At 47.9% G+C, this 22859-nt stretch carries 25 protein-coding genes and 1 pseudogene; 17 read left to right on the top strand and 9 right to left on the bottom strand.

The features are described from left to right. Positions 1 to 16: 16 nt before the first annotated feature. Entirely contained in the window at positions 17 to 895 is an 879-nt protein-coding gene (locus BST96_RS11235; RefSeq protein ID WP_085758799.1) for an SDR family NAD(P)-dependent oxidoreductase, read from the top strand. Between the two features lie 279 nt (positions 896 to 1174). On the opposite strand, the gene BST96_RS11230 is transcribed toward BST96_RS11235, so the two are convergent. Further along, a complete protein-coding gene (locus BST96_RS11230) occupies positions 1175 to 1852 on the bottom strand; it encodes a ParA family protein (RefSeq protein WP_085758798.1) in 678 nt (225 codons plus the stop codon). Between the two features lie 447 nt (positions 1853 to 2299). Continuing rightward, positions 2300 to 2989 (bottom strand): GTP cyclohydrolase I FolE, encoded by a 690-nt coding sequence (folE, locus tag BST96_RS11220; RefSeq protein WP_169713972.1) that lies wholly within the window; start codon positions 2987 to 2989, stop codon positions 2300 to 2302. A 159-nt stretch (positions 2990 to 3148) separates the two neighbouring features. On the opposite strand from folE, the gene BST96_RS11215 reads away from it, so the two are divergent. The 5 genes from BST96_RS11215 (at position 3149) to can (ending at position 7427) form a co-directional block, all read left to right on the top strand. Beyond that, positions 3149 to 4054 carry an alpha/beta hydrolase gene (locus BST96_RS11215; RefSeq protein WP_085758795.1) on the top strand — a complete coding sequence of 302 codons (906 nt, stop codon included), beginning with the start codon at positions 3149 to 3151 and terminating at the stop codon, positions 4052 to 4054. Between the two features lie 2 nt (positions 4055 to 4056). Then, positions 4057 to 5133 carry an S-methyl-5-thioribose-1-phosphate isomerase gene (gene mtnA / locus BST96_RS11210; protein WP_085758794.1) on the top strand — a complete coding sequence of 359 codons (1077 nt, stop codon included), beginning with the start codon at positions 4057 to 4059 and terminating at the stop codon, positions 5131 to 5133. A gap of 8 nt (positions 5134 to 5141) precedes the next feature. Continuing rightward, the gene (locus BST96_RS11205) at positions 5142 to 5789 is read left to right on the top strand and encodes a class II aldolase/adducin family protein (protein ID WP_085758793.1); all 648 of its coding nucleotides are present in this window, start codon (positions 5142 to 5144) and stop codon (positions 5787 to 5789) included. Between the two features lie 58 nt (positions 5790 to 5847). Next, entirely contained in the window at positions 5848 to 6708 is an 861-nt protein-coding gene (locus tag BST96_RS11200) for a hypothetical protein (RefSeq protein ID WP_085758792.1), read from the top strand. 98 nt (positions 6709 to 6806) lie between these two features. Continuing rightward, positions 6807 to 7427: a carbonate dehydratase gene (gene can / locus BST96_RS11195; RefSeq protein WP_085758791.1), complete on the top strand. Its 621-nt coding sequence runs from the start codon at positions 6807 to 6809 to the stop codon at positions 7425 to 7427. A gap of 80 nt (positions 7428 to 7507) precedes the next feature. Here the strand turns inward: can and BST96_RS20450 are convergent, their stop codons facing one another. The 3 genes from BST96_RS20450 to BST96_RS11185 all read right to left on the bottom strand — a co-directional run bounded on the left by BST96_RS20450 (position 7508) and on the right by BST96_RS11185 (position 8445). Then, the gene (locus BST96_RS20450; protein WP_157117930.1) at positions 7508 to 7669 is read right to left on the bottom strand and encodes a hypothetical protein; all 162 of its coding nucleotides are present in this window, start codon (positions 7667 to 7669) and stop codon (positions 7508 to 7510) included. A gap of 31 nt (positions 7670 to 7700) precedes the next feature. Continuing rightward, positions 7701 to 7895 carry a carbon storage regulator CsrA gene (gene csrA / locus BST96_RS11190; protein WP_085758790.1) on the bottom strand — a complete coding sequence of 65 codons (195 nt, stop codon included), beginning with the start codon at positions 7893 to 7895 and terminating at the stop codon, positions 7701 to 7703. Positions 7896 to 8106: 211 nt separating this feature from the next. Further along, complete coding sequence (locus BST96_RS11185; protein WP_085758789.1) at positions 8107 to 8445, bottom strand: hypothetical protein; 339 nt, start codon at positions 8443 to 8445, stop codon at positions 8107 to 8109. A 409-nt stretch (positions 8446 to 8854) separates the two neighbouring features. Between BST96_RS11185 and BST96_RS11180 the strand changes: the two genes are divergently transcribed. From BST96_RS11180 to ppnP, 3 genes are all read left to right on the top strand, one after another. Next, a complete protein-coding gene (locus BST96_RS11180; protein WP_085758788.1) occupies positions 8855 to 9301 on the top strand; it encodes a YaiI/YqxD family protein in 447 nt (148 codons plus the stop codon). Between the two features lie 146 nt (positions 9302 to 9447). After that, positions 9448 to 9888, top strand: a complete 441-nt coding sequence (locus BST96_RS11175) for an Hsp20/alpha crystallin family protein (RefSeq protein WP_085758787.1) — start codon at positions 9448 to 9450, stop codon at positions 9886 to 9888. A 103-nt stretch (positions 9889 to 9991) separates the two neighbouring features. Further along, a complete protein-coding gene (ppnP, locus tag BST96_RS11170; protein WP_085758786.1) occupies positions 9992 to 10273 on the top strand; it encodes a pyrimidine/purine nucleoside phosphorylase in 282 nt (93 codons plus the stop codon). Positions 10274 to 10342: 69 nt separating this feature from the next. Here ppnP and BST96_RS21030 read toward each other — a convergent pair whose 3' ends face one another. Both BST96_RS21030 and BST96_RS21025 read right to left on the bottom strand, forming a co-directional pair. Then, positions 10343 to 11869, bottom strand: coding sequence for a TonB-dependent receptor domain-containing protein (locus tag BST96_RS21030; protein ID WP_240554786.1), 1527 nt, complete (start codon positions 11867 to 11869; stop codon positions 10343 to 10345). After that, on the bottom strand, positions 11770 to 12939 hold the full coding sequence (locus BST96_RS21025; protein WP_240554785.1) for a TonB-dependent receptor plug domain-containing protein: 1170 nt from the start codon (positions 12937 to 12939) through the stop codon (positions 11770 to 11772). The genes BST96_RS21030 and BST96_RS21025 overlap by 100 nt, the downstream gene beginning before the upstream one ends. A gap of 432 nt (positions 12940 to 13371) precedes the next feature. Between BST96_RS21025 and BST96_RS11160 the strand changes: the two genes are divergently transcribed. The 4 genes and pseudogenes from BST96_RS11160 (at position 13372) to BST96_RS11150 (ending at position 16337) form a co-directional block, all read left to right on the top strand. Next, on the top strand, positions 13372 to 13854 hold the full coding sequence (locus BST96_RS11160) for a YchJ family protein (protein WP_085758785.1): 483 nt from the start codon (positions 13372 to 13374) through the stop codon (positions 13852 to 13854). A 196-nt stretch (positions 13855 to 14050) separates the two neighbouring features. Continuing rightward, entirely contained in the window at positions 14051 to 14437 is a 387-nt protein-coding gene (locus tag BST96_RS11155; RefSeq protein ID WP_085758784.1) for a hypothetical protein, read from the top strand. Between the two features lie 92 nt (positions 14438 to 14529). Further along, a pseudogene (locus tag BST96_RS21475) lies at positions 14530 to 15059 on the top strand (DEAD/DEAH box helicase); the annotation flags it as partial. 39 nt (positions 15060 to 15098) lie between these two features. Further along, a complete protein-coding gene (locus BST96_RS11150; RefSeq protein ID WP_420814634.1) occupies positions 15099 to 16337 on the top strand; it encodes a helicase-related protein in 1239 nt (412 codons plus the stop codon). 12 nt (positions 16338 to 16349) lie between these two features. On the opposite strand, the gene BST96_RS11145 is transcribed toward BST96_RS11150, so the two are convergent. Further along, positions 16350 to 16943, bottom strand: coding sequence for a DNA-J related domain-containing protein (locus BST96_RS11145; RefSeq protein ID WP_085758783.1), 594 nt, complete (start codon positions 16941 to 16943; stop codon positions 16350 to 16352). Between the two features lie 128 nt (positions 16944 to 17071). On the opposite strand from BST96_RS11145, the gene cmoA reads away from it, so the two are divergent. The 3 genes from cmoA (at position 17072) to BST96_RS11130 (ending at position 20107) form a co-directional block, all read left to right on the top strand. Further along, positions 17072 to 17815: a carboxy-S-adenosyl-L-methionine synthase CmoA gene (gene cmoA / locus BST96_RS11140; protein WP_085758782.1), complete on the top strand. Its 744-nt coding sequence runs from the start codon at positions 17072 to 17074 to the stop codon at positions 17813 to 17815. Continuing rightward, entirely contained in the window at positions 17812 to 18801 is a 990-nt protein-coding gene (gene cmoB / locus BST96_RS11135; RefSeq protein WP_085758781.1) for a tRNA 5-methoxyuridine(34)/uridine 5-oxyacetic acid(34) synthase CmoB, read from the top strand. The genes cmoA and cmoB overlap by 4 nt, the downstream gene beginning before the upstream one ends. Positions 18802 to 18916: 115 nt before the next feature. After that, positions 18917 to 20107: an acyl-CoA desaturase gene (locus tag BST96_RS11130; protein WP_085758780.1), complete on the top strand. Its 1191-nt coding sequence runs from the start codon at positions 18917 to 18919 to the stop codon at positions 20105 to 20107. 6 nt (positions 20108 to 20113) lie between these two features. On the opposite strand, the gene BST96_RS11125 is transcribed toward BST96_RS11130, so the two are convergent. Further along, positions 20114 to 22087: a TonB-dependent receptor plug domain-containing protein gene (locus BST96_RS11125; RefSeq protein ID WP_169713971.1), complete on the bottom strand. Its 1974-nt coding sequence runs from the start codon at positions 22085 to 22087 to the stop codon at positions 20114 to 20116. 284 nt (positions 22088 to 22371) lie between these two features. Here BST96_RS11125 and BST96_RS11120 point away from each other — a divergent pair, with 284 nt between their 5' ends. Further along, on the top strand, positions 22372 to 22857 hold the full coding sequence (locus tag BST96_RS11120; RefSeq protein WP_085758778.1) for a glutathione peroxidase: 486 nt from the start codon (positions 22372 to 22374) through the stop codon (positions 22855 to 22857). The last annotated feature ends 2 nt before the right edge of the window (positions 22858 to 22859 follow it).

Genomic DNA, 22859 nt, shown 5'->3' with positions numbered 1-22859 from the left:
TAAAGGGGAAATAGCGATGCCAACAGCGTTAATTACCGGTGCCAACAGCGGTATGGGATTGGCGGCAGCAAAAGCATTAGCTGCCAAAGGTTTCCAACTCATTCTGGCTTGCAGAACTCAGGCCAAAGCCGAGCAAGCCTGTGCCGCAGTGGGCGGTCAGGCAAAACCACTGCTAATGGATCTGGCTAGTTTAACCTCCTGCCACGAGGCTTGCGACACTCTCCTAAACACCACTGACAGTCTCAATATATTGATTGCCAATGCCGGGGTAATGACACCCCCACACCAAATAACCGAAGACGGTTTTGAACTTCAATTTCAAACCCATTACCTGGCCAACCAACTGATTCTGATAAAACTTCAACCCTTATTGGAAAAGTCTAAAGCCCGCATTATCCAAATCAGTTCTTTATCTGCCGAAAAGGCCCCCGCAAAATCCGTCGCTGATATTATCCGTCAGGCCCAAGTAGATGCTGGAGACTATGATGCGATGAGCAGTTATAGAACCAGTAAGTTGGCACAGTCGATGATGGCCATGGAGTTTCAACGGCAGGTCAAAAATAGCGGCGTGTTAAATTTTTCAGTACACCCCGGTATCGTTAACACCAATCTGTTTTATCAAAATACAGCCAGCTGGCTTAAGCTGCTAATCACGCCACTGGTATGGCTGGGTTATGCCTCAGGCCGCTTACTCACCCCCAAAAAAGGTGCCGATACAGCCCTTTGGCTGGCCACGGAAAATCGCGATGAGATTGAAGCTCTGGCCGGGAAATATATTGCGGAAAAACAAGAAAAATACTGCCACCCACTGATGGAACAAGCGCCCCCGGCGACAGAGCTTTGGGAGTATTTCGAGCAATTATTAAAACACCACGTTAACTCCGCCAAGACGTAAGCCCAGGCTCCCGCCTTTGCACATTGTTATATAGCAAGGTGAATGGTGTTGCCTATCTTTAATAACATAAAGGCTTGAATATTGGGAGTGGAGTAAGCATGGGCTTGGGTTTCAGGGGACGCTACAAGTTCTGCCAGTATTGTAGGGTGGATTATAATCCACCAAACCCAGCCAAGAGCCCGTCATAATCGGTGGATTACAATCCACCCTACGGGCTATAGCGCTTTGAGGCATGATTAAAACACCACGTCATTGGTGGGAATGACGGGCGGTATAGGCTTACACCAACGCCAATTGCTTCTGGACAATATCAACCATTAATTCCTGAGCAAAGGTTTCATCATCAATATCTTGTAGCCACTCGATCACCGGCTCCCAGCTTTTTCGATCGACCGCTGTTCTCGCTCTGGGTAAATCAAAAATACCCAACCCCCGGTTATTCGCATGAATATAATTTTGGGTATCGCGAATATAGCCAACCACGGGCACATCCAGGCGATTTAAAAACTTCATAAGCACATCATTAAAAGAAGCATTGGCGCGAAAGCGATTAACCACAAAACCAATCTCAATATCACTCTCCAACAACCCGGTATAAGACAGCATCATACAAAACCGCCATACCACCCGCATATCGGTTGGGGACGGCATAATCGGAATCAGGATTTTTTTGACATCGGGCACATCTTTTTGCAAGTCACGAACATCGTAACCGGCGGGCATATCGTGAATAACAATATCCGCATTGGCATTATGCATTTCACCGGCATAGGCCGCGACAGCACTGATAGGGGCGCAACGTTTGGGGCGGGCTTTCACCCAATCTTTGGACGACTGCTGACTATCGTGATCAAATATAGCAACGCTTTTGCCGGACGAAGCATAGTAGCAAGCTAACTGGGTAGCGAGCAGTGTTTTGCCGCATCCGCCTTTGGTGTTAACAGTGACCACATGCATAATGGCACTCCAGTATAAGTAAATTTACTTATCCGTCTTAACTACAACCAGCCATCACTGTGCTGGTTGACCACAACAGCCTACCTAAAGCACAAAAAACCCGGGTAAGGTTTTTGAAAAGTATTTTTTATTGGGGAGATAAAGGCATACCGTGCAAAAAACGGTATAAAACAAGCCTTTTTGGGTACCATGTATTGATCTTATCATTATCGTTAAAGCGAACCTTACAACGATGAATATCAGCAAAGGGATTAAGCGTAATCACGATGCAGTGCTGCAACCAGTGCATTAACACTACATATAGCAGAAATACTAAAAAGGGGAAGTTTTTATAAAGAATTATAAAAAAATTTCTTATCGCGTTTTCTTTCAAAAAAAATATCGCTGTTGCCATAGGTACTACTACCTATGGCAACAGCGATATTGTTGACAGAATAAATGCTTAGCTTAAGCGTCTAAAAATTCTTTGCGACTAGTGGCATTATGTTTAAATTTTCCACCCAAAGCGGTGGTTTGGGTCACCGAAGAAGCATCCATAACACCCCGTGCTTTGACACAATAATGCGAGGCATCAATTCTTACCGCGACATGCTCGGTTTCCAGCAAGGTTTGCAAAGCTAATAACACTTGTTGGGTTAAACGCTCCTGCACTTGTGGGCGCTGGGCAAAAAACCGAACAATACGATTAATTTTAGACAGGCCAATAATTTTATCACCGGGAATATAAGCCACCTTTGCCACACCATCGATGGTAACAAAGTGATGCTCACAGGTGCTGACCAAACTGATATCACTCACTTTGACCATTTCCTCTACACCCATCTTATTTTCAATGGCCGTAATTTTAGGAAATTGACTGTAATCCAGGCCGGAGAAAATTTCGTCCACATACATCTTGGCGATACGGTGAGGCGTTTCGCACAAGCTATCATCGGTGAGGTCCAAACCCAGGGCATCCACCACGTCGGTCATGGCTTCACGGATACGCTCATACTTCTCATCACGCGTTAATTGCTTGGCCGTTAAAGGGGTTTCCAGGCCCGCGTCGATCAGTGCTTTGCGAACAAGCTCTGCTTCTTCTGAATATGTAACCGACACATTGGGAAAGCTAAGTGTTTGTTCTGCTACTGATTCCATAATTGGTCCTTATTAATATTGTCGTCATAGATGCATACGCAAGCCCACTTCATATTGGATTAATCAGCAGATGTTTTTTTACCAGCCCAGTGTATAAGCGGCCTCAAGCGCCTTCTGGCGTGCTAGAATCGGCCCCCCAAAGACAATAACTGCCCGTTTATGACATTTCTGCAACAACTTGAGCCCTGGTCGTTTACCGCCTCAGACCATATCACCCTAAGGGGTTGGCAAACCCCTTTAAGCGGCAAGCCAATCATTTACTTTCGCCATGCCAATGGTTTTAGCGGCCTATGCTACCAACCTATGCTGGAGCTGCTAGCCCCCCACTTCGATCTGATCATGATGGATACTCAGGGGCATGGTGATAGCGATAAGGGAGAGACTATCAGCTGGCAACAATGTGCCATACATGGGCTGGAGCATATAGAAGCCTGTTACCCACAGTGGAATAAACACTGGCAGGGGGAAGGTGATATTCCGCTGTACGGCCTCGGCCATAGCTTTGGCGCCATTATGACACTGCTAACCGCTGGCCACCGGCCACAGCTATTTACCGCTACGGTACTGCTAGACCCGGTGCTATTTCTGCCACAGTTTGGGCTAATGAATCGTATTGTGCATTTATTAGGCCTGTCCAAACGCAATCCACTGGTCAGCCAAACCTTAAAACGCCGCAGTAGCTGGCCCAGCCGCCAGAGCGCCTATGAAGCACTCTATAACCGTGGTATCTATAAAGGCTGGGATGATGCCTGCCTGCGAGCCTATACCGATCACTGCCTGTCAGAAGACCCACAGGGCGCCCACTTAAAGTGTTCACCAGCCACAGAAGCTTTTTTGTTTGCTGGCCAGACCGGGCCTATCTGGCCTTCGGTCAAGAAGGTGGCCAGCCCCATGACTATGGTGTTGGGCAAATCAACCTACCCCTTTGCCAAAGCCGGTACCGCGAGAGCGGCCAAAAAATACCCCCTGATTGATCGCATTATGGTCGAGGGGGGGCATTGCTTTATGCAAGAGCACCCCAGCGATACCGCTGAATTAATTCTTAAATTGCTAGCACAAGGTTAACTATGCAAGTTAATGGCACAGCCCATACCACCATCGCCTATGACCCACAGCAGCAATGTGTGCGTATTATCGACCAAACATTGCTGCCCCACCGCTTTGAAATAATCCCGTTGCAAAGCCTGCATGAATTTTGTGCCGCGATTAGCGATATGCAGGTACGTGGCGCACCGCTGATTGGCATTACCGCCGCCTATGGTCTGGCACTGTCATTACATCACGATGCCTCTGCGGCGAATGAGCAAGCCGCCACCGAACAATTGCTGGCGACCCGTCCCACAGCGGTTAATTTACGCTGGGCCATTACCCGGGTACAAAACGCCATTAAAGGCCTGGCCGAGCCCGAGCGGGCAGCCGCGGCGCTGCAAGAAGCAGAAGCCATGCGACTGGAAGATAGCGCCACCTGTGAAGCGATTGGCGAGCACGGTTTATCAATGCTGCAAACACTCGATCATAGCCGCCCCATTAATATTCTGACCCACTGCAACGCCGGCTGGCTGGCGACCGTCGATTGGGGCACCGCCCTAGCCCCTATTTATAAGGCCCACCAAGCCGGTCTGGATATCCATATCTGGGTTGATGAAACCCGCCCCCGCAATCAGGGGGCCAGCCTCACCGCCTGGGAGCTTCAACAGCAAGGCATTCCCCATACCGTGATTGCTGACAATACCGGTGGTCATTTAATGCAACAGGGAATGGTCGACCTCTGTCTGGTAGGCAGTGACCGCACCACCGCCAGTGGTGATGTCTGCAATAAAATAGGCACTTATTTAAAGGCCTTAGCAGCCAGCGACAACCATATTCCGTTTTATGTCGCGCTGCCGGCCTCTACCATTGACTGGGAGATTGACGATGGCCTGCGGGATATTCCGATTGAACAGCGCAGCGCTAAAGAGGTCACACATATCACCGGGATTAATCAACACGGCGAACTGCATGAGGTGCAACTGGTCGCAAATTCTCCAGCGTGCAATTATGCCTTTGATGTCACCCCGGCAAGACTGGTTAGCGGCTTGATTACCGAACACGGTATTTACCAAGCCGATAAAATAAGCCTGCAAGGGCTAAAACGGCAACGCTAAAGGCCACGATGAAAGACAGCGAATTAAGACAACAGTTGATCGACTATGCCATCCAGTTAAACCGCAGTGGTTTATCGGCGGGCAAGTCCGGCAATATCAGTGCCCGCTGCCACGAAGGCCTGCTGATTACCCCGACAGGTATGGATTACCATGAGCTTAGCCCGGAAGATATTGTACTGCTGACGCTGGAGGGTGGGCAGGCCTCAACCGCCCAAAACAAGCTTCCCTCCAGTGAATGGCACTTTCATTGCGGTATTTACCAGGCTCGCCCCGATATCCATGCCGTCGTCCATGCCCACCCGACACACTCTACCGCGCTAGCCTGCACTGGCCGGGCCATACCGGCATTTCACTATATGGTGGCCGTTGCTGGCGGTAAACAGATCCCCATCGCCCCCTACGCTTTATTTGGTACCGAAGAGCTATCACGCCATGTGGTGGACACCCTGCAAGGCTATCAGGCTTGCCTGCTGGCCAACCATGGCATGATTGCCCTCGGTGGCAACTTACGCGCGGCCTTTAATCTGGCAGTGGAAGTAGAAAGTCTGGCCCAGCAATACTGTCAGGCGCTGGCGCTGGGCAAGATCCAACTATTGACCGACCAGCAAATGGATAAAGTGATGGAAAAGTTTAAAGCTTATGGGCAACGGGTATAATAGCCCGCAATCGCTCTATCGAGAGTAGACAACCAGAGCAGGTAACCAGAGAACCCCCATGGCCGAAGGTATATTAATCACCGCCGTTTTAATCTTTGCTGTACGAGGCATGTTTCTTGGCTTTAGCGGCGTTATTGGCCGTCTGCTGGGGTTTGCCCTGGGCTATTTCGTCGCTTATAGCTACCGCGAACAACTGGCCCTGTTTATCAGCCAGAACACCACCATCAACCTGCCCCCCGTTGCCCTGCAGATGATGTCCGGCCTGGGCCTGTTTATCGCCACCATGCTGGTTACCGGACTGGCAGTCTCGACTATTTTCAAACTATTAGGCCATATTATCCCCTTGTTTAAAACCATTGTGGATAACGACTCACTCGGCGGCAGAGTCGCTGGAGCAACACTGAATGGCGCCATCGCAGCAGCTATTGTGCTATTAGGGATGTGGGGAGTTGGCCAGTTCACTCAGAAAACCGACCCCAATGATCCACTCCAGAAAATCGCCAATCAATTTGGCGATACTGTATTTGGAGCGATTAGCGATAATGGCGATTTTAATATTCAGGGATTTTCAAAGTCATTTTCGCAAACGATTAGCAATGGTCAGATTATCAGCACCACCAGCACCAGCACCAGCTACACCAATACAGGTGGCACAGCCACGATAGGCAACCTCTCGAACAGCCTGAGTATTGATACTGTCCGGGAGGTGCTGGAACAAGCTGGCAACGGTAATACCACGATTGATACCAGCGCCCTACTCAATAACCCGCAACTGCAAAATATGATCAATAACCCTGAGTTTCGGGATATGGCGGTACAACAAATGGAAAACAATCCAGACCAGTTACAAGCCATACAGCAGCAGATTATGAATAACCCACAGCTGCGTGAGCTGATGCAACAGCTACAAGCGCGATAAATATTTACTCGCCAGCAAACTGTAATTAGTCCGGTTTTTTCTATAAAATACCGACCACAAAAAAACATTGATCCACTACATATATCGGAAAACTATCGATGACTGAGAATGATAATAAATCCTTAAATAATTTATTCAGCAACAATAAGGCTTGGGCCCAGGGCATCAAAGAAGATGACCCTGACTTTTTTAACCGCCTGTCTATCCAGCAAAAGCCCGATTATTTATGGATTGGTTGCTCCGATAGCCGTGTAGCGGCCAATACTATTGTTAACCTGCCGCCGGGTGAAGTTTTTGTCCATCGTAATATTGCCAATGTGGTCGGTGCCGCTGATTTAAACTGCCTGTCGGTCATCCAGTATGCGGTTGAAGTACTAAAAGTTAAGCATGTGATTGTCTGCGGCCATTATGGCTGTGGCGGTATTGCCGCCGCCATGGACAATGAGCAGCACGGGCTGATTGATAATTGGTTAAAGAATGTGAAAACGGTTTATCGTTTGAATAAAGAAGCCATTGATAATGTGACAGACCCGCAGCAACAGCTAGACAGACTCTGCGAGTTCAATGTGGTTGAGCAGGTGTACAACGTTTGCAATACCAATGTGGTGCAAAATGCCTGGGCTAATGGCCAGCAGCTAACGGTACATGGCTGGATCTATGATATTAAGGATGGGATTTTGAAGGATCTTGAAGTGTCTGTGGCAGAGGCTGAAAGCTAAGCCCTGATCAGGCAATGTGGATACCGAAATATCGACTCGTGCGATATTTCGATATCGTACAACGGGTACTACTATCGCTACTACAGATTAGCGCGGTTTATCCAGGGTTTATAGGACAGCGGTTGCCAATCAACCCCCCCGCTTTTTCGACAGACATGAAAGGCTTCATCAATACTTTTGACCATCACAGCCTTTTTCTTACCATCGGGGTATTCAATAACAATTTTGATTTCTCTAGCCATAGGAAATCCTCCTAAATTGAATAATATAAAATCAGCTTATAACGCCTGGGCTTTGCTCAGCCAATGACTGCTGAATTTTTTCATAGATCTCCTCTCTGTGTACCGCCACTTCTCTGGGTGCGGTAATACCAAAGCGGACCTGGCTACCTCCAATAGACAATACTGAAATTTCAATATCGTCGTTAATCATAATGCTCTGACCTTTATTTCTCGTTAGTACTAACATGCTATCACTCCTTTTCAATGACATGAATAAGCAATATCAAGCGTTGAGAAGCAACGCAGCTATTGGCTTGAAGGAATAATAGTAAGCATCAAAAAATGCATCCAATGCATTATTACAATGCAATACATTACTACAGGGCATTTCTAAAAATTACAGAAAAATCAGCAGCAAAGGGGCTTTCGCCCCTTTGTTATACCATTAAGCAATTATGCTAGTTATAGAGGGAATTGGAAAAGTAACTGCCTTGATAGGTGGCCGCGACCAGGTGTCGCAACTTATTCCATACCAATTGCAATTCTTGCGCCTCAAAGGCATTTAAGGGTTTCTCTTCAGTGAGTTCAGCCAGTAACTCATCGGCACCGTCCATAACACGGGCCATATCGTCTACTACGTCAAGCGTGCTTTCATCGCCAAACACAATAGCTGCATCTTCGTTATGCCGCTTAATAGCACCCGCCATTAATAAACACTCGGAAACCAAGGCAACTTGCTCATCAAAGGAAATAGGCTGGAAAGTGTGCTGCTGGGGAATATTGCTGATCATATCCATAAGACTGCCCTCTTGATTAATAATGTATCAGCGAAATCAATCTCGCTGAGCGATGGCTTTCAAAGACTGACCGAAACAAATGTGCAGTTCCAGTTAAGGCTATTATTACTAAGGTAACCCCTTATGTGTATTAGGAAATATACTTAAATTGTCTGTCATTTTTACTACCCGTTTTTAAGCAAACATGTCATTATAGTCGGCCGTCATTTGCACTAACACCGCTTAAGCACAGCTGCTATAAACCTTTATACGCCCTTTTCCCGCAAAAGGGTAAGATGTTATTGTTGCTAAAAGCTATTCGCTATAACTAACAATACTAAAGAAATAGATGACAATCCCGAGCAACAGTTGACCCCGTGCAGAAACGCTCTATTATGCCGAGCCAGAATGAATAGCAAAGGAAACCTCCATGCATATTTGGGTCGATGCCGATGCCTGCCCTAACGTCATCAAAGAGATTTTATTTCGGGCCGCCAACCGGGTAAAAATACCGGTAACGCTTGTTGCCAACCAATATATTAAAACACCACCTTCGCCCTATATTAAATCCATTCAGGTAGCGGCGGGTTTTGATGTGGCTGACAATTATATTGCCCAGGAAGTAAAACCCGGAGATATTGTTATCACCGCAGATATTCCTCTGGCAGCGGATATTGTTGCCAAACAAGCCTACGGCATTAATCCCAGAGGCACACTGTATACCGAGCAAAATATTAAACAGACTTTAACCATGAGAAATTTTATGGAAGAAATGCGCAGCACAGGCCAAGCCAGCGGCGGACCTCCACCACTGGATGCAAAAGACAAGCAGGCCTTTGCCAACACACTGGACAAACTACTGGCCAAGCAGCGCTAAGGCACTAACAACTCATATTGCGACTAAAAAAATAATTTCAAGAGCTAAGGAAATAAATATATTTTTTAGTGTTTTAAACTTGTTTCTCCAAAAACTGCCCTTATCTATTTTGGGAAGAAAATTTTTAGGTTTATTTGGAGACCACTATGAATATCACTCAACGTAATCGCGCTTTTGATTTAGACAACTTCTTTAATGGTTTTTACCAAGCTGCCCCCAGCGCCAGAACAAGAGCCAAAACTTCCTCCAGCAACACCTTCTCCCCTCGAGTTGATGTTGTTGAGCTTAACGATGGCTATCAATTAATTGCAGAGCTACCGGGTATTAGTAAAGACAATATTGCCGTTACGGTTGAAGATACCACCCTCACCATAGAGGCCAGCAATACCGTCGACAACAATGAACAAACGGAAGCTAAGACTCTCAGGTCAGAACGACGCTTTGGCAAGTTTGTACGCAGCTATAATCTTGGCCAGGATATTGATCAGGCCGAGATAAAAGCTGAATTTAAAGATGGCCTGCTAACACTGACCGTACCCAAGGCCAAAGAGCCCGAAATTAAGCAGCATAAGATCGAGATACATTAACTCCCCTAATCACGGATTTTAACGTATAATCGCGCTCCTCAATTTTTAAGCTCAGCGCTATGGCAACATAGCGCTGGTTAACGCATTATTTTGGAGCTTGACTATGTTTAATGTTAACGAATACTTTGATGGTAAAGTAGCCTCAATTGCCTTTCAAACTGCAACCCTGCCCGCCACCGTTGGCGTTATGGCTATCGGTGAATACGAGTTTGGCACCAGCCAAAAAGAAACCATGACCGTTGTGAGCGGTGCACTGACAGCAAAGCTACCAGGCAGCGATGACTGGGCTACGTTTAACGCAGGCGAACACTTTATCGTTGAAGCCAATGAAAAATTTCAATTAAAGGTGGCAGTGGAAACCGCTTATCTCTGCACCTATGAATAAACCAGAGCAAAAACCAGCAATAAAAAAGGGGCGATAAAATCGCCCCTTTTTTATAGTCCAGATTTTTGCTTAAAAGCTATAGCTAGCTCCGGCATACCAATAAGCACCGTTAAAGCCAAAGGGCGCTGAACGACGAGAATAGTCAAACACACCAGGGCTGCTAACTATAACGTTACCACCCGGTGCATCTTCCAGAGTTCCACCCCGGCTATTACCGATTTTGTTTTTATCAGGATATTCGTCAAAGATATTATTACCACCGACATTGAGGCTCAGGCCATTATCAAACATATAGCGAATATTTAAATCCGTGACAATCACAGCGCCGTAAGTCTGGCGACCACCATCTTCCACGGTATATTCACCAAAGCGGTTAAAGGTGAGGTTCATATTCCAGTTACCCACCATATACAAACCACCTAAGTTAATACGGTCTTCAGGCTGCCACTCTTCGATAATAGAAATATCCTGACTACTGAAAACCACATCGGGGTCTACCGCAGCAAGGCCACCATCCGTATAAATATCAGTGACATCAGTCTCGGTTTTGTTGGCCGCAAAGGTGATATCCAAGATACCGCTACCCAATTCAATACCTGAATAAGTGGCGATAATATCAACCCCCTCCGTTTCCGTATTGGCACCATTAAGGAAAAACTGTGCCGAGGTTGCACCGGCCGCTGCCAGCGCATCTCCCAGATTACCCGTCGGATCATCGGCAGCTTTTAGTTTGTTACTGATAACAATACGGTCATCAATATCAATTTTATAAAAATCTACCGTTACACTGAGCTGGTCAAGCGGGGTATACACAAAACCCACACTGTAGTTATCAGACTCTTCTTCTTTCAAAGAAGGAATACCAATATCCTGAGCTAGCTGACTATCATTTCTAAAGGTACCCACTTGCTCGGCAATTTGCGGGCCGGTAGGGTCAGCGGGGTCGGTGACAAACTGCGTGCTGATATTATTAAAATACAGCTGCTGCATGGACGGTGCCCTAAAGCCGGTACTGATCGCACCACGAATTCTGAAGGTATCCGTTAATGCCCAGTTACCCGCTAATTTAAAGTTGGTGGTATCACCAAAATCATCATAGTCATCGTAACGAACCGCAGCACTGACTAAAACATCTGCCGAAATTTGGTATTCGCCGTCCACATAAAATGAATAGACATCCCGCTCTTCATCTACAGCAGAGGCAGGCGCAATACCATTAAAACCCTGAATGGCTCCACCGGCATTTTGCGGATAAAGATCAGCACCAGTGACCGGATCGGTATCATAATCGGCATAGGCATAAGGCTTGCCCGGAGTGATTTCATAGCTATCGGTTCTAAACTCAAAACCATAGGCCAGCGATAAATCCCCTAAGCCTTGATTGAAGTCGAGGTTAAAGGTTTGCAAACCCAATTCCAAACCGTAAGCATTGGCTGCCCTTGGAATCGTGGAACGAATATCAGCATCACTGAGTCCCTGACCAAAGTTTAAAAAGTTCACATAGGAGTAGTTAATGGAATCTTGCGTATCGTAATCGATTTCATTGGTACCATCGGTATAAGAGACATCCATTTCGATGCCATTACCAAACTCCATGGTATAACCCAGGTTGACAGAGAAATCATCGATTTGAGAATGAATAATCGGTAAAAACCCCCCGGAATAACATTGTCGCCGTCATCCAAATAAGCGTCGCTACCTGAAGACGGGTTACGATAAAAAGCCCCCGATTCATTTTCCCGCTCAGAGTAGGTTAAGAAACCATAGAGCTCACCCATACCCAGGTTATAGGCCGCGTTAAGGGTAAAGGCATACTGCTCTGAATCCGCATCACCAATTCTAAAGCTCTTACGATCAAAATCGATTTCCCTTGGGTCGCCGATTTCATCAATACCATTCATATCCGTATCGGCACAACCGCCATAAGCACAGGCCCCCTGTACTCCGGCACGGTTGGTTCTACCCCGGTCACGATAGTTAAAAGTGGCGCTCAAAAAACCGCCATCGCCCAAGGCAAAGCCTTTGGAAGCATCGAGGTTATAAGTCTCACCATCACCTTCGGTATATTCACCGTAAGAAGCGCTAACATCCCCACCCTCATCGGCATCCTTAAGCACAATATTAATAACACCGGCAATCGCATCAGAACCGTATTGAGCGGCGGCACCATCACGCAGCACTTCAATACGTTTTATGGAAGCGGCAGGTATGGCATTCATATCGACGCCCGCCGTACCACGACCCACCGAGGTATTAATATGAATCAGCGAGGCTTGATGGCGACGCTTACCGTTAATCAGCACCAGGGTTTGGTCTGGCCCCAAGCCACGCAATGTTGCCGGGCGCAGCGCATCGGAACCATCACTGATACTGGAACTGGAAAAGTTAAAGGATGGCGCCAGACTTTGCAGCATCCGACCCACTTCAGTATGCCCGGTATTCGACAGCGCCTCTGCATTAAGCACATCCACCGGTACTGGCAGATCTTCCGCCGAGCGGCCCTTGGTACGCGTACCAATGGTCACTACCTCTTCAATCACTTGATTAGCCCCTGCGGTCTGCTGGGCCATAATATTAGAAGCTGCCAGCATAAAGGCCGGCACAATGGCCGCCGCTAGTACTCCGTGATGCCTAAATCGTAGTAACTTATTTCTATTGTTATTCATAATGCCATCCTTTTTGTTTCCATCATTGAAAAGCAATCATGCAGATAACATGACAACAGCGTTGCCACTGAAATATGAATCAATAGTGATGGATCAGAAAACAGCAATAAGAACACCAGGCCGGGCCCAGCGGATTTGGTAAACTACAGAAAAACTAATAAAACACTTACCGAATGCAGCGCCAAATAAATTACTTTAGCGACTAAAACACGGGCAACAACAGCATTACAACCTATCGTCAATCAGCACCAATTATTGTCGTGTGTCTCCCCAAGCACTACAACACAATCCTGCATTTTTAGTTATTAGCGAGGCAACAATACTCCAGTAAAAAATGTATTACTAGCCTTTTTTCCTTGAAATTAATCGTGTTTATAAGCATTGTTAATAACACCGAACAAGTCCGTTATATGTCATACAACGTGAGCATTAATGAGTAGCGATTATCCCTGCCACTGTCACAGCCAACGGCATTTTGCCAACTGCTGCGAACCCCTGCTGTCAGGGGCCAGCAAAGCACAAACTGCCGAGCAATTAATGCGGTCGCGCTTTAGCGCTTTTTGCACCGGCAATATTCCCTATTTAATCGCCACCCACCATCCCTCCAAACGGCAGGCTGATGATAACAGCAGCCTCGCTGAAACCATTGCCCACTGCCAGTGGTTAAGGCTAGAGATTATTAGCACCCGCTCCGGGCTGGCCAACCATAGCAGCGGCGAAGTCGAATATATTGCCACCTATACGCAACAGGACACCCTCTCCCAACTCCATGAGAACTCCCGCTTTGTGTTTGAAGAGGAACAATGGTTCTATCTGGATGGCGATATCGCTGAAAGCCCAGCCCCCACCAAACCCGGGCGTAATGACCCCTGCTGGTGTGGCAGCCAGAAAAAGTTCAAGAAATGCCATGGCTAAGCTCCTTAGAGACCATAAAACAGCTTTTTGACACACCTTTGCAACTATCGCACCCGGCTATTCAAACTGCCAAAAAAATGGCAACCCTTTGATTTTAGTCATAATTTGCCAACTAGTTCCCTGTTGCAAATAGCGATATTTGACTACAATTACGCCACTTTCTGAGTAGAGAACGACTGAAATAAGAGCAGACTCTATGCGATCACTACTGACATTGACCTTAGCCTTCGCCCTATTAGTGGCCTATATGGAAACCATGGCGCCTGAAACACAGGCCGCTATGACTGCGCCTACCCTGGCTAAAGTGGTTCGCACTTCTCCTACTACCGTCGAAATTGATTTTACCGCCACCACCAAGCCCGCAAAATCAGCGCGTGAGCTAAACCTGAACCTACCCTCGCTCATAGATATTGAGCAGTCGTTTAGCGCCCCGGAAAACACCGGTCTGGATATTTTTGCCAAAGCAGCCAAAGACAACACCAAGAAAGATGCTATCAGCTACAACGCCGAACTGGTGTTTGATGCCGAAAAAGGTGAAGAAGTCACTGGCGGAAAAATTCATATTAAAATACCACTGAGCTAAGCCCTTCCCGAAAAGCCCCAAAACCCGTATAATCCGCCGCCACACTTCCGGTGCGACCAAACAGCGTCATCACCCCCATATCGAGATCATTCATGTCATCCCCCGAAACCCCCAGTTTTAAAGATCTGGCGTTAGCCGCTCCCGTGCAAAAAGCCATCGACAATGTCGGCTATGAGCAGCCCTCGCCCATTCAAGCCGCCAGTATCCCCCACCTGCTAAACGGCGACGATTTACTGGGCGTGGCCCAGACCGGCACCGGCAAGACAGCAGCCTTTGCCCTACCTCTTTTAAGCAAGATCGACATCAAAGTAAAGTCACCACAAACTCTGGTACTGGCCCCCACGCGCGAATTGGCGATACAAGTGGCGGAAGCCTTTCAAACCTATGCCAGCCAGATGAAAGGGTTTCATGTACTGCCCATCTATGGCGGCCAGGATATGAGTGGCCAGCTGCGCCAACTAAAACGCGGTGTTCATATTGTCGTCGGCACCCCGGCCGGGTTATGGACCATCTGCGCAGAGGCAGTTTAAAACTGGAAGGCTTAACCAGCCTGGTATTAGATGAAGCCGATGAAATGTTACGGATGGGTTTTATTGATGATGTGGAATGGATTTTAGAGCACACACCGAAAGAGCGTCAGGTGGCACTGTTTTCTGCCACCATGCCCAAGCCAATTCGCAAAGTGGCTGACCGCTATCTGAATGACCCCAAAGAAGTCCGTATTGCCAGCGAGTCCACCACCGCGGCTAAAATTGAACAAAGCTATTTAATTGTTAACGGCTTCGAGCGCAAGCTCGATGCGATCACTCGCATTCTGGAAGCCGACAGTTTTGATGCGATGATTATTTTTGTGCGCACCAAAACCGCCACTGCAGAGCTGGCAGAAAAACTGGAAGCCCGCGGCTATTCCGCCTCCGCTTTAAATGGTGATATGAATCAGGCTTTGCGCGAACGCACGATTAACCGGCTAAAGAAAAAACAACTGGATATTATTGTTGCCACCGATGTGGCCGCCCGCGGTATTGATGTTGAACGGGTTAGCCATGTATTAAATTTTGATATCCCCTATGACCCTGAAGCGTATGTGCACCGTATTGGTCGTACTGGCCGTGCTGGCAGAGAAGGTAAAGCCATCTTATTTGTCGCACCCCGCGAAAAACGCTTATTACAGGCGATTGAAAAAGCTACCCGCAAACCGATTGCCAAAATGGACCTGCCTTCCGGCGTGGAAGTTTCCAATCGACGCATTGAGCACTTTAAACAACAACTCACCGAAACATTGGAAAACCAGAATCTGGATTTTTTCCATAATGTACTCTCTGAATACAGCATTGAAGCTGACCGTTCGGCAGAAGACATTGCCTGTGCACTGGCTTATCTGCTGCAAAAAGAGAAGCCCCTTGAAGTTAAAGATGAACCCAAGCCTAAAAAGCCGCGAGACAGCTTTGATAAGCCGGAACGCAATGACAACCGAAAATCCGCACGCAAAAGAGAAGAAGGCAAGCGCAATAAATCCGATATCAATATGGTGCGCTATCGCATTGAAGTGGGCCGTGAAGATGGCGTAACACCGGGTAATATCGTGGGCGCTATTGCCAACGAAACCGGTATTGATGGCGAACATATTGGCCATATCAAACTGCATGACAACCACTCAACGGTTGACCTGCCTGAAGGTATGCCCAAAGATATGTTAAACACCTTGAAAAAAGTGCGTATCTGCAATAAAACAATCTTTATGAGCGAAGAAGGCAAGGCTGACCATCACGGCGAGAAAGCCACTGCCAGTAAAAAGAAAAAAGGCAAGTCCAACGCTAGCGACAAAAGTAAAGCCAAAGACAGCACGAAGAAAGATAAACCGAAAAGTAAATCTAAAGTTAAAAAACGCAAAGCAAAATAGCGCTGTTATTGCTTAACCTGGAATAACAGCGGTTTTTTGTAATATTTCATAGGCCTCGCGGATAGCCATAAATTTAGCAGCATCACCACCTCGGTCCGGGTGATGCTCGGCTACCAGAGAGCGATAACGCTGCTGCACATCAGGCCACGGAGCTCCCGCATCCAAGCCCAGTGCTATATAAGCCTCCAACTGTTTATCTTCCGCCAGATAATACTGCCAAAAACCCGTTAGCAAGCTATCAACATCCGCCGCAGTGGTTGCCTCCATATTTGACCAATCCAAATAATAACTACGCAAGGATGCCTCAACGCCCTCTTCGGCTAATTCTGTGGTTAGTCGTGAATGCTTGGCCCTGATCTCAATCGTTAAGGGCGAAACCACTAACTGCAGATCCTCTTCAAGCAGCGTAGCTTGCAACTGGTATAAAGCATTCATCACTAAAAAGTGCGTCTGGAAAAGCGCCAGAGGCTTTGCCAGTGCGGATTTATCCATCGTATGCAAACGCTGCTGCAACTCGCCAATCACCTCATACTCACTCAGCGACCGCTCAGCGGTTTTTAATATCGCCAGAATAGGCACGACCAGTGGGTTGGATTGTTCGGACATGTTTTTGCCTTGACTAAAATATCCCGCAAGGGTGCCACGCCCAATGGCATGGCGCAACAGCCTGCCAAGCACAACGAGCTTATGTTAGAATCCGCACCCTATCCACCACCATAGCAACCGTCAGAACCATGAGCGACAAAGATTCTATTTACTCGCAACCTCTGGGCTCTATTGCCAACTTTAGCTTTGACGAAAAGGTGGTGCAGGTATTTCCCGATATGATCCAGCGCTCGGTGCCCGGCTATAGCACCATTATCGCGATGACCGGCGTATTGGCAGAACGCTATGCTCAAACCCATAGCCACTGCTATGACCTGGGCAGCTCATTGGGAGCCTCTACCCTGGCTATGCGGCAGCAGCTTGATCAGCGCGATTGTAAAATTATTGCGGTGGATAATTCAGCGGCGATGCAACAACGCTGCCAGCAAATTATTGATCAGGACACGGCCAATACCCCGGTTGAATTAGTTGAGGCCAATATTCAGGATGTGGATATTGAAAACGCCTCTGTCGTGGTACTGAATTTTACGCTGCAATTTATCAGTAAAGAGGAACGGCAAACGCTATTAGCCAAAATCTATAACGGTATGCTCGATGGCGGTATTCTGGTGCTGTCTGAAAAGTTCTGCTTTGACGACCCTCATCTGCAAGAACTCAATACCGACCTGCACCATAGCTTTAAACGGGCCAATGGTTATAGCGATATGGAAATTAGCCAAAAACGCACCGCCCTGGAAAACGTCTTACTTCCCGAAACCATTGCCACCCACCAGCAGCGTTTAAAAACCGTTGGCTTTCATAGTGTCGATGTCTGGTTCCAGTGTTTTAATTTTGCCTCACTGGTCGCCATTAAGGGTCAGCCGCCAGCATGATTGATTACCAGCCCTTTTTACAACAGCTCAACAGCCATGATGACTACCGGGAATCACTGGGCTCATGGCTACAGCAAATCCCCGAGCAAATCAGCAAGGGGCTGGATGAAAAACGCTATGGCGACTTGCCACGCTGGAAGTCGGTCTTAGCGCAGCTGCCTGACTGGCCGATAGCCAGCTACGACCTGAATCAAGCCGCCATTAGCCTCACCGGCAATCATCCACTAAGCCCGGAGCAGCAGCAGGACTTCCAGCAACAACTGCAGGGCTTGCACCCCTGGCGTAAAGGCCCCTTTAATCTAATGGGCGTCGAGATTGATACCGAGTGGCGCTCTGACTGGAAATGGGACCGCCTGAAAGACCATATTGAACCCTTAAACGGCAGAAAAGTGCTGGATATCGGCTGTGGCAGCGGTTACCACTGCTGGCGGATGCGCGGTGCCGGGGCTGAGCTGGTGATAGGCATCGACCCCACACCACTATTTATCGTGCAATTTTTTACCCTGCAAAAATATATTCAGGATCACCATGTCACGGTGCTACCTATGGGGATTGAACATCTGCCACATAAGATGCGCTTTTTCGATACGGTGTTCTCTATGGGCGTACTCTATCACCGCCGCTCCCCATTTGATCACCTGATGGAACTGCGGGACAGCCTCTGCCAAGGTGGTGAGCTGGTATTGGAAACACTGGTTATTGAAGGCAAAGAAGGGGAAGTACTGGTCCCCGAGGGCCGCTATGCCCGCATGGGCAATGTCTGGTTTTTACCCAGCTGCCCCACCATGATGCTATGGCTAAAAAAGGTCGGTTTTAAAGATATCCAGCTGGTTGATGTCACCGACACCTCCACCGAAGAACAACGCAGCACCGAATGGATGACCTTCCACTCACTGCAACAGTTTTTGGACCCGGAAGATAGCAGCAAGAGTATTGAGGGCTATCCCGCCCCTCGCCGGGCTATTTTTACCGCCAAAGCCCCCTAAATCGGCTAAAAACCAAGCACGAAATACCCCCAATTAGTAGGTAACTACCACGACTATCCAAGGGCCACAAAATTGGCTAGTATCGGGCCTGACTATTCATTATGCCGTGTGAGTTATGCCGAAATCGCGACCTGAAAAACCGCCCATTTTATGGCTACAGACCATAATTTTCTCATCAACCCTATTGATATCACTGACTGTTGTGCCTTGGTATGGCTACCAATATGGCTATAACGGCTGGCTGGCGCTGTTTTTCTTTGCCTTTCTCTGGGCCAACGGCCTATCTATAACCGCGGGCTACCACCGACTTTGGTCCCATAATGCCTACAAGGCTCACCCGGCACTGCGGCTGTTTTTCGCCTTATTTGGGGCTGCGGCACTGCAAAATAGCGCGCTGGTCTGGTGCTCCGGCCACCGCCGCCATCATCGCCATGTGGATGATACCGAACAAGATCCCTATTCTGCCAAGCGCGGCCTATGGTTCTCTCATATAGGCTGGATGCTGAGAAGCTATGACAAAAAGGCCAACGACTTTAGCAATGCCAAAGACTTGCAACGCGACCCTATTGTGGCCTGGCAGCATAAGCACTATCTCGCCATCGCCATCAGCATGAACTTTATCCCCCCCCTGCTGATCGGCTGGCTGGTTGGGGATATCATAGGCGCACTACTGATCGTTGGGGTACTGCGGCTGGTGGTTAGCCATCACACCACCTTCTTTATCAACTCACTGGCACATTTTTGGGGCAAGCAGCCTTATACCGACGAGAACACCGCGCGGGATAATATTGTGCTGGCCTTTTTTACCTATGGTGAGGGCTACCATAACTTCCACCACCTGTTCCAAAACGATTACCGCAATGGCGCACGCTGGTGGCAATTTGACCCCACCAAATGGCTGATCAAAGCCGGTACCTGGGTCGGCTTAACCAAAGACCTTAACCGCATCCCCAGCTTTAAAATCCACCGTGCGCTACTGGATATGCAGTTTAAACAAGCTGAAGAAACACTGGCCTCGATTAGCGCACCAGGGGAAATAATTAGAGAATGGCAAGCCTGTATTGATAGTGAGTACCAACAACTAAGCGCCAATATGAATGAATGGAACGCCCTGCGGCAGCAGTGGTATGAACAAAAGCGGGACCGCTTTAATGAAGCCACCCAGGAAATTTCAGAGGAATTGCACCGCAAATGGGAACAAACCGCACTGCGCACACGCTTTAAGGAATTGGACTACTCATTGAAAATGCAGCGTAAGCGCTTGCAGCAATTGACCCTGCAACTGGCCACCCCACAACCGGCTTAATAGCGGCTACTCAAAACGCATCTCAAAACCGACATTGATACGGCGACCGGCGGTTGCCGTGCCTACCTCAATCAAATTCATCGCGCTTTTCGTATCTTCGTTATCCATCAAATCCCGCACCGTTAAAAACATCTCAAATGAGCGTCCGGCTTTACCAAACTCTTTGCCCACATAAAAATCTGTGCGTTGCAGGGAAGACAGAGAGTTATTCAGGTAAGACGGGGTTAGCGTAGGCTCGCTTAAAGTGCGACGGCCATTTTGAATAATATGGTTAAGAGCATAGGTCACCTGATTGTCAGTCTGGTACTTGATCTCCATATTAGCAATCACATCCGGATAGGCCGGGTTGTGATCACGGATCTCACTGGGTTCAACCTGCTTAGTCTGGTTATAGGCGATATTGCCCGAGAAAAACCAGTTATTAATACGGCGCATCCCTTCCAACTCAATACCGTAAGATTCTGAGTCTGTATTATTGCCGTACTCCAGAAAAAAGCCGGGGTCCGATGAAATACCAATATCAATCGTGCCCGTTACCTCAGACAAATAGGTATTGACGCTATAGCGCCAATTCTTACCTTGAGACATCCAGATAATTTCGTAAGTATTCACTTCTTCCGGGTCCAGTGCCGCACCACCGCCCTTCACAATACCGTTATCAATCTGCTCATTGACCGAGGGCGCACGGAATGCCTCGCCATATAAAAATTTCAGCGCACTATCCCGGCTGGGGTGATAGATCACCGATAATCGGGGAGCAAAGTTATCACCAAAATCGCTGTAATGATCAAAGCGCGCACCGAGGATTAACTGTAGCTGTCCCTCAAACAAACGCTGGTCCACCTGACCCATAACACCATTTAATTCTCTATCCACACCCTCAACTGAAGGCGGGCTATCCTGCAAGGCGGCGGAAAATTTTTCCACTTCCATATGGTCATAGTTATAGCCAAACAAGACCTGTGTCTGCTGATTATCCATGGGCTTTTTCGCTACCAGAGCAATACCCCGGCGCTTATCTTCGCTATCCCAATCAAATGTGGGAGCCATTGGTGGCCCACCCACATTGGCCAGGCCAAAGGAGCCAAATAACTCATCCTCAATATAAAAGACTTTGCTATCCAGCGACCAGTTGTTCGCCAGAGGAAACTCGTAGGAGGCGCTTAATGCCGTCATAGTTGACGAACCATCAGTATGATGACCATTGGGGAAGCCACCGGCCTCACCGGTACCCCAACTATCTTCCACTTCATGCTCAGAGTAATAAAAGGCAATATCGACATCGTGAATAGACAGTTTTTGAGTAGTGGTCAGGTTGTCATAGCCGCCAGTTATCTCCGACTTGACCGGCGCACCGCCCAGGGTAAAAGTATCCTCAATCTCAAGGTCATCCACCGTATCGTAGGACACGATACTGGTAAATTGAATATCCTCTGTCACACCGTAGCGAGCACGAGCACTTATCTTGGCCAAACCATATTGGCCAAACTCGGTTCTCAACTCGGCAACATCCTGCTCACTATCCCAGCTATTCAAGGAGACAACACCATGGAAAGCATCGGCACCATATAAGGCAGAACCGGGGCCCCGGATAACTTCAATACGCTCCAGATTGCCTAATGCAAAGTTGGGCGTGCCATAGGTGGCCGAAGCACTGCTGTAATTATTCAGTGGAATGCCATCCAGCAAGACCAGAAAGCTATTGTATTGATCGGGGCGTGTATGACCGCGGAACGAAGGGGTCACCATGCCGTTGATATGCTCACTCAGATAAATACCGGGAAAGTGCTCAATCGCCTCAAAGGTCTTTTCAGCGCCTTGTTGCCGCCATTCCTTCTCACTAATGGAAGACACGGAAGAGCCAACATACTGTTCGCTTTCCAAAAACAGGGAGGCAACTGAGATCTCTGACAAGGACTCTAAGGACAAGTCGAACAGGTCATCGTGTTTATCGCCAAAGGAGTGCGAACTTGCAGCCAATAGCACACTCGTAGCCAGCAGCCTTCTGATTGTGGAGATTCCAACAGCTTTGCTTTTGTTATGTAATAAGCCCATAGGAACTTTTTATTTACACCTAATACTTTTTAGCTATTTACTTAGACACAGCGTAGTACTACTCAGGTTATCTGTAAACTAATCAGTGACGGATTACACCATTCTGAGGCCAAACAACAAAGCCAATCGCTGCCAGTCATCCAGACAGGCCCCTTTTAGCGTATGATGGACCTAAACAATAAAACAACCCATTTGACGGAGACCAGCCCATGACCTCAACCCACGACTTTGAAGCCGAAACAATGAACGGTCAAAAGAAAACCCTGGCGGATTATCAGGGCAAGGTACTGCTCATCGTCAACACCGCCAGCAAATGCGGCCTGACGCCGCAATTTGAAGGGCTGGAGAAGCTCTATCAGGAATATAAAGACCAGGGCCTGGAAATATTAGGCTTCCCCTGTAACCAATTTGGCCAGCAAGACCCCGGCAGCAATGATGAAATCCAGGAGTTCTGCCAGCTTAACTATGGTGTCAGCTTCCCCATGCACGCCAAAATCGATGTTAACGGCCCCGGCACTGACCCTTTATTTCAACACCTGAAGAGCGAAGCGCCCGGTATTTTGGGCTCACAAAAGATCAAATGGAATTTCACCAAGTTTCTGGTTAATAAAGAGGGCAAAGTACTGCAACGCTTCGCTCCGGCCACCAAACCGGAAAAAATCGATAGCGCCATTAAAGCCGCTCTGGCCAGCTAAAC

It is taken from the genome of Oceanicoccus sagamiensis (genome assembly GCF_002117105.1).
Taxonomy (GTDB): domain Bacteria; phylum Pseudomonadota; class Gammaproteobacteria; order Pseudomonadales; family Dasaniaceae; genus Oceanicoccus; species Oceanicoccus sagamiensis.
The sequence above is the reverse complement of the archived record's forward strand: the minus strand, read 5'-3'. Positions and strand labels throughout refer to the sequence as shown.

Bases quoted from the DNA above. Each gene is read 5' to 3' on its own strand.
- ppnP (WP_085758786.1), top strand. From the start codon at position 9,992: ATGTTTAATGTTAACGAATACTTTGATGGTAAAGTAGCCTCAATTGCC.
- BST96_RS11145 (WP_085758783.1), bottom strand. From the start codon at position 16,943: ATGTCCGAACAATCCAACCCACTGGTCGTGCCTATTCTGGCGATATTA.
- BST96_RS11185 (WP_085758789.1), bottom strand. From the start codon at position 8,445: ATGGATATGATCAGCAATATTCCCCAGCAGCACACTTTCCAGCCTATT.
- BST96_RS11120 (WP_085758778.1), top strand. From the start codon at position 22,372: ATGACCTCAACCCACGACTTTGAAGCCGAAACAATGAACGGTCAAAAG.
- BST96_RS11155 (WP_085758784.1), top strand. From the start codon at position 14,051: ATGCGATCACTACTGACATTGACCTTAGCCTTCGCCCTATTAGTGGCC.
- cmoA (WP_085758782.1), top strand. From the start codon at position 17,072: ATGAGCGACAAAGATTCTATTTACTCGCAACCTCTGGGCTCTATTGCC.
- BST96_RS20450 (WP_157117930.1), bottom strand. From the start codon at position 7,669: ATGGCTAGAGAAATCAAAATTGTTATTGAATACCCCGATGGTAAGAAA.
- BST96_RS11235 (WP_085758799.1), top strand. From the start codon at position 17: ATGCCAACAGCGTTAATTACCGGTGCCAACAGCGGTATGGGATTGGCG.
- csrA (WP_085758790.1), bottom strand. From the start codon at position 7,895: ATGTTAGTACTAACGAGAAATAAAGGTCAGAGCATTATGATTAACGAC.
- BST96_RS21030 (WP_240554786.1), bottom strand. From the start codon at position 11,869: ATGGAGTTTGGTAATGGCATCGAAATGGATGTCTCTTATACCGATGGT.
- can (WP_085758791.1), top strand. From the start codon at position 6,807: ATGACTGAGAATGATAATAAATCCTTAAATAATTTATTCAGCAACAAT.
- BST96_RS11150 (WP_420814634.1), top strand. From the start codon at position 15,099: ATGCCCAAGCCAATTCGCAAAGTGGCTGACCGCTATCTGAATGACCCC.
- BST96_RS11160 (WP_085758785.1), top strand. From the start codon at position 13,372: ATGAGTAGCGATTATCCCTGCCACTGTCACAGCCAACGGCATTTTGCC.
- cmoB (WP_085758781.1), top strand. From the start codon at position 17,812: ATGATTGATTACCAGCCCTTTTTACAACAGCTCAACAGCCATGATGAC.
- BST96_RS11130 (WP_085758780.1), top strand. From the start codon at position 18,917: ATGCCGAAATCGCGACCTGAAAAACCGCCCATTTTATGGCTACAGACC.
- BST96_RS11175 (WP_085758787.1), top strand. From the start codon at position 9,448: ATGAATATCACTCAACGTAATCGCGCTTTTGATTTAGACAACTTCTTT.
- BST96_RS11215 (WP_085758795.1), top strand. From the start codon at position 3,149: ATGACATTTCTGCAACAACTTGAGCCCTGGTCGTTTACCGCCTCAGAC.
- BST96_RS21025 (WP_240554785.1), bottom strand. From the start codon at position 12,939: ATGAATAACAATAGAAATAAGTTACTACGATTTAGGCATCACGGAGTA.
- BST96_RS11200 (WP_085758792.1), top strand. From the start codon at position 5,848: ATGGCCGAAGGTATATTAATCACCGCCGTTTTAATCTTTGCTGTACGA.
- BST96_RS11230 (WP_085758798.1), bottom strand. From the start codon at position 1,852: ATGCATGTGGTCACTGTTAACACCAAAGGCGGATGCGGCAAAACACTG.
- mtnA (WP_085758794.1), top strand. From the start codon at position 4,057: ATGCAAGTTAATGGCACAGCCCATACCACCATCGCCTATGACCCACAG.
- BST96_RS11180 (WP_085758788.1), top strand. From the start codon at position 8,855: ATGCATATTTGGGTCGATGCCGATGCCTGCCCTAACGTCATCAAAGAG.
- BST96_RS11205 (WP_085758793.1), top strand. From the start codon at position 5,142: ATGAAAGACAGCGAATTAAGACAACAGTTGATCGACTATGCCATCCAG.
- folE (WP_169713972.1), bottom strand. From the start codon at position 2,989: ATGGAATCAGTAGCAGAACAAACACTTAGCTTTCCCAATGTGTCGGTT.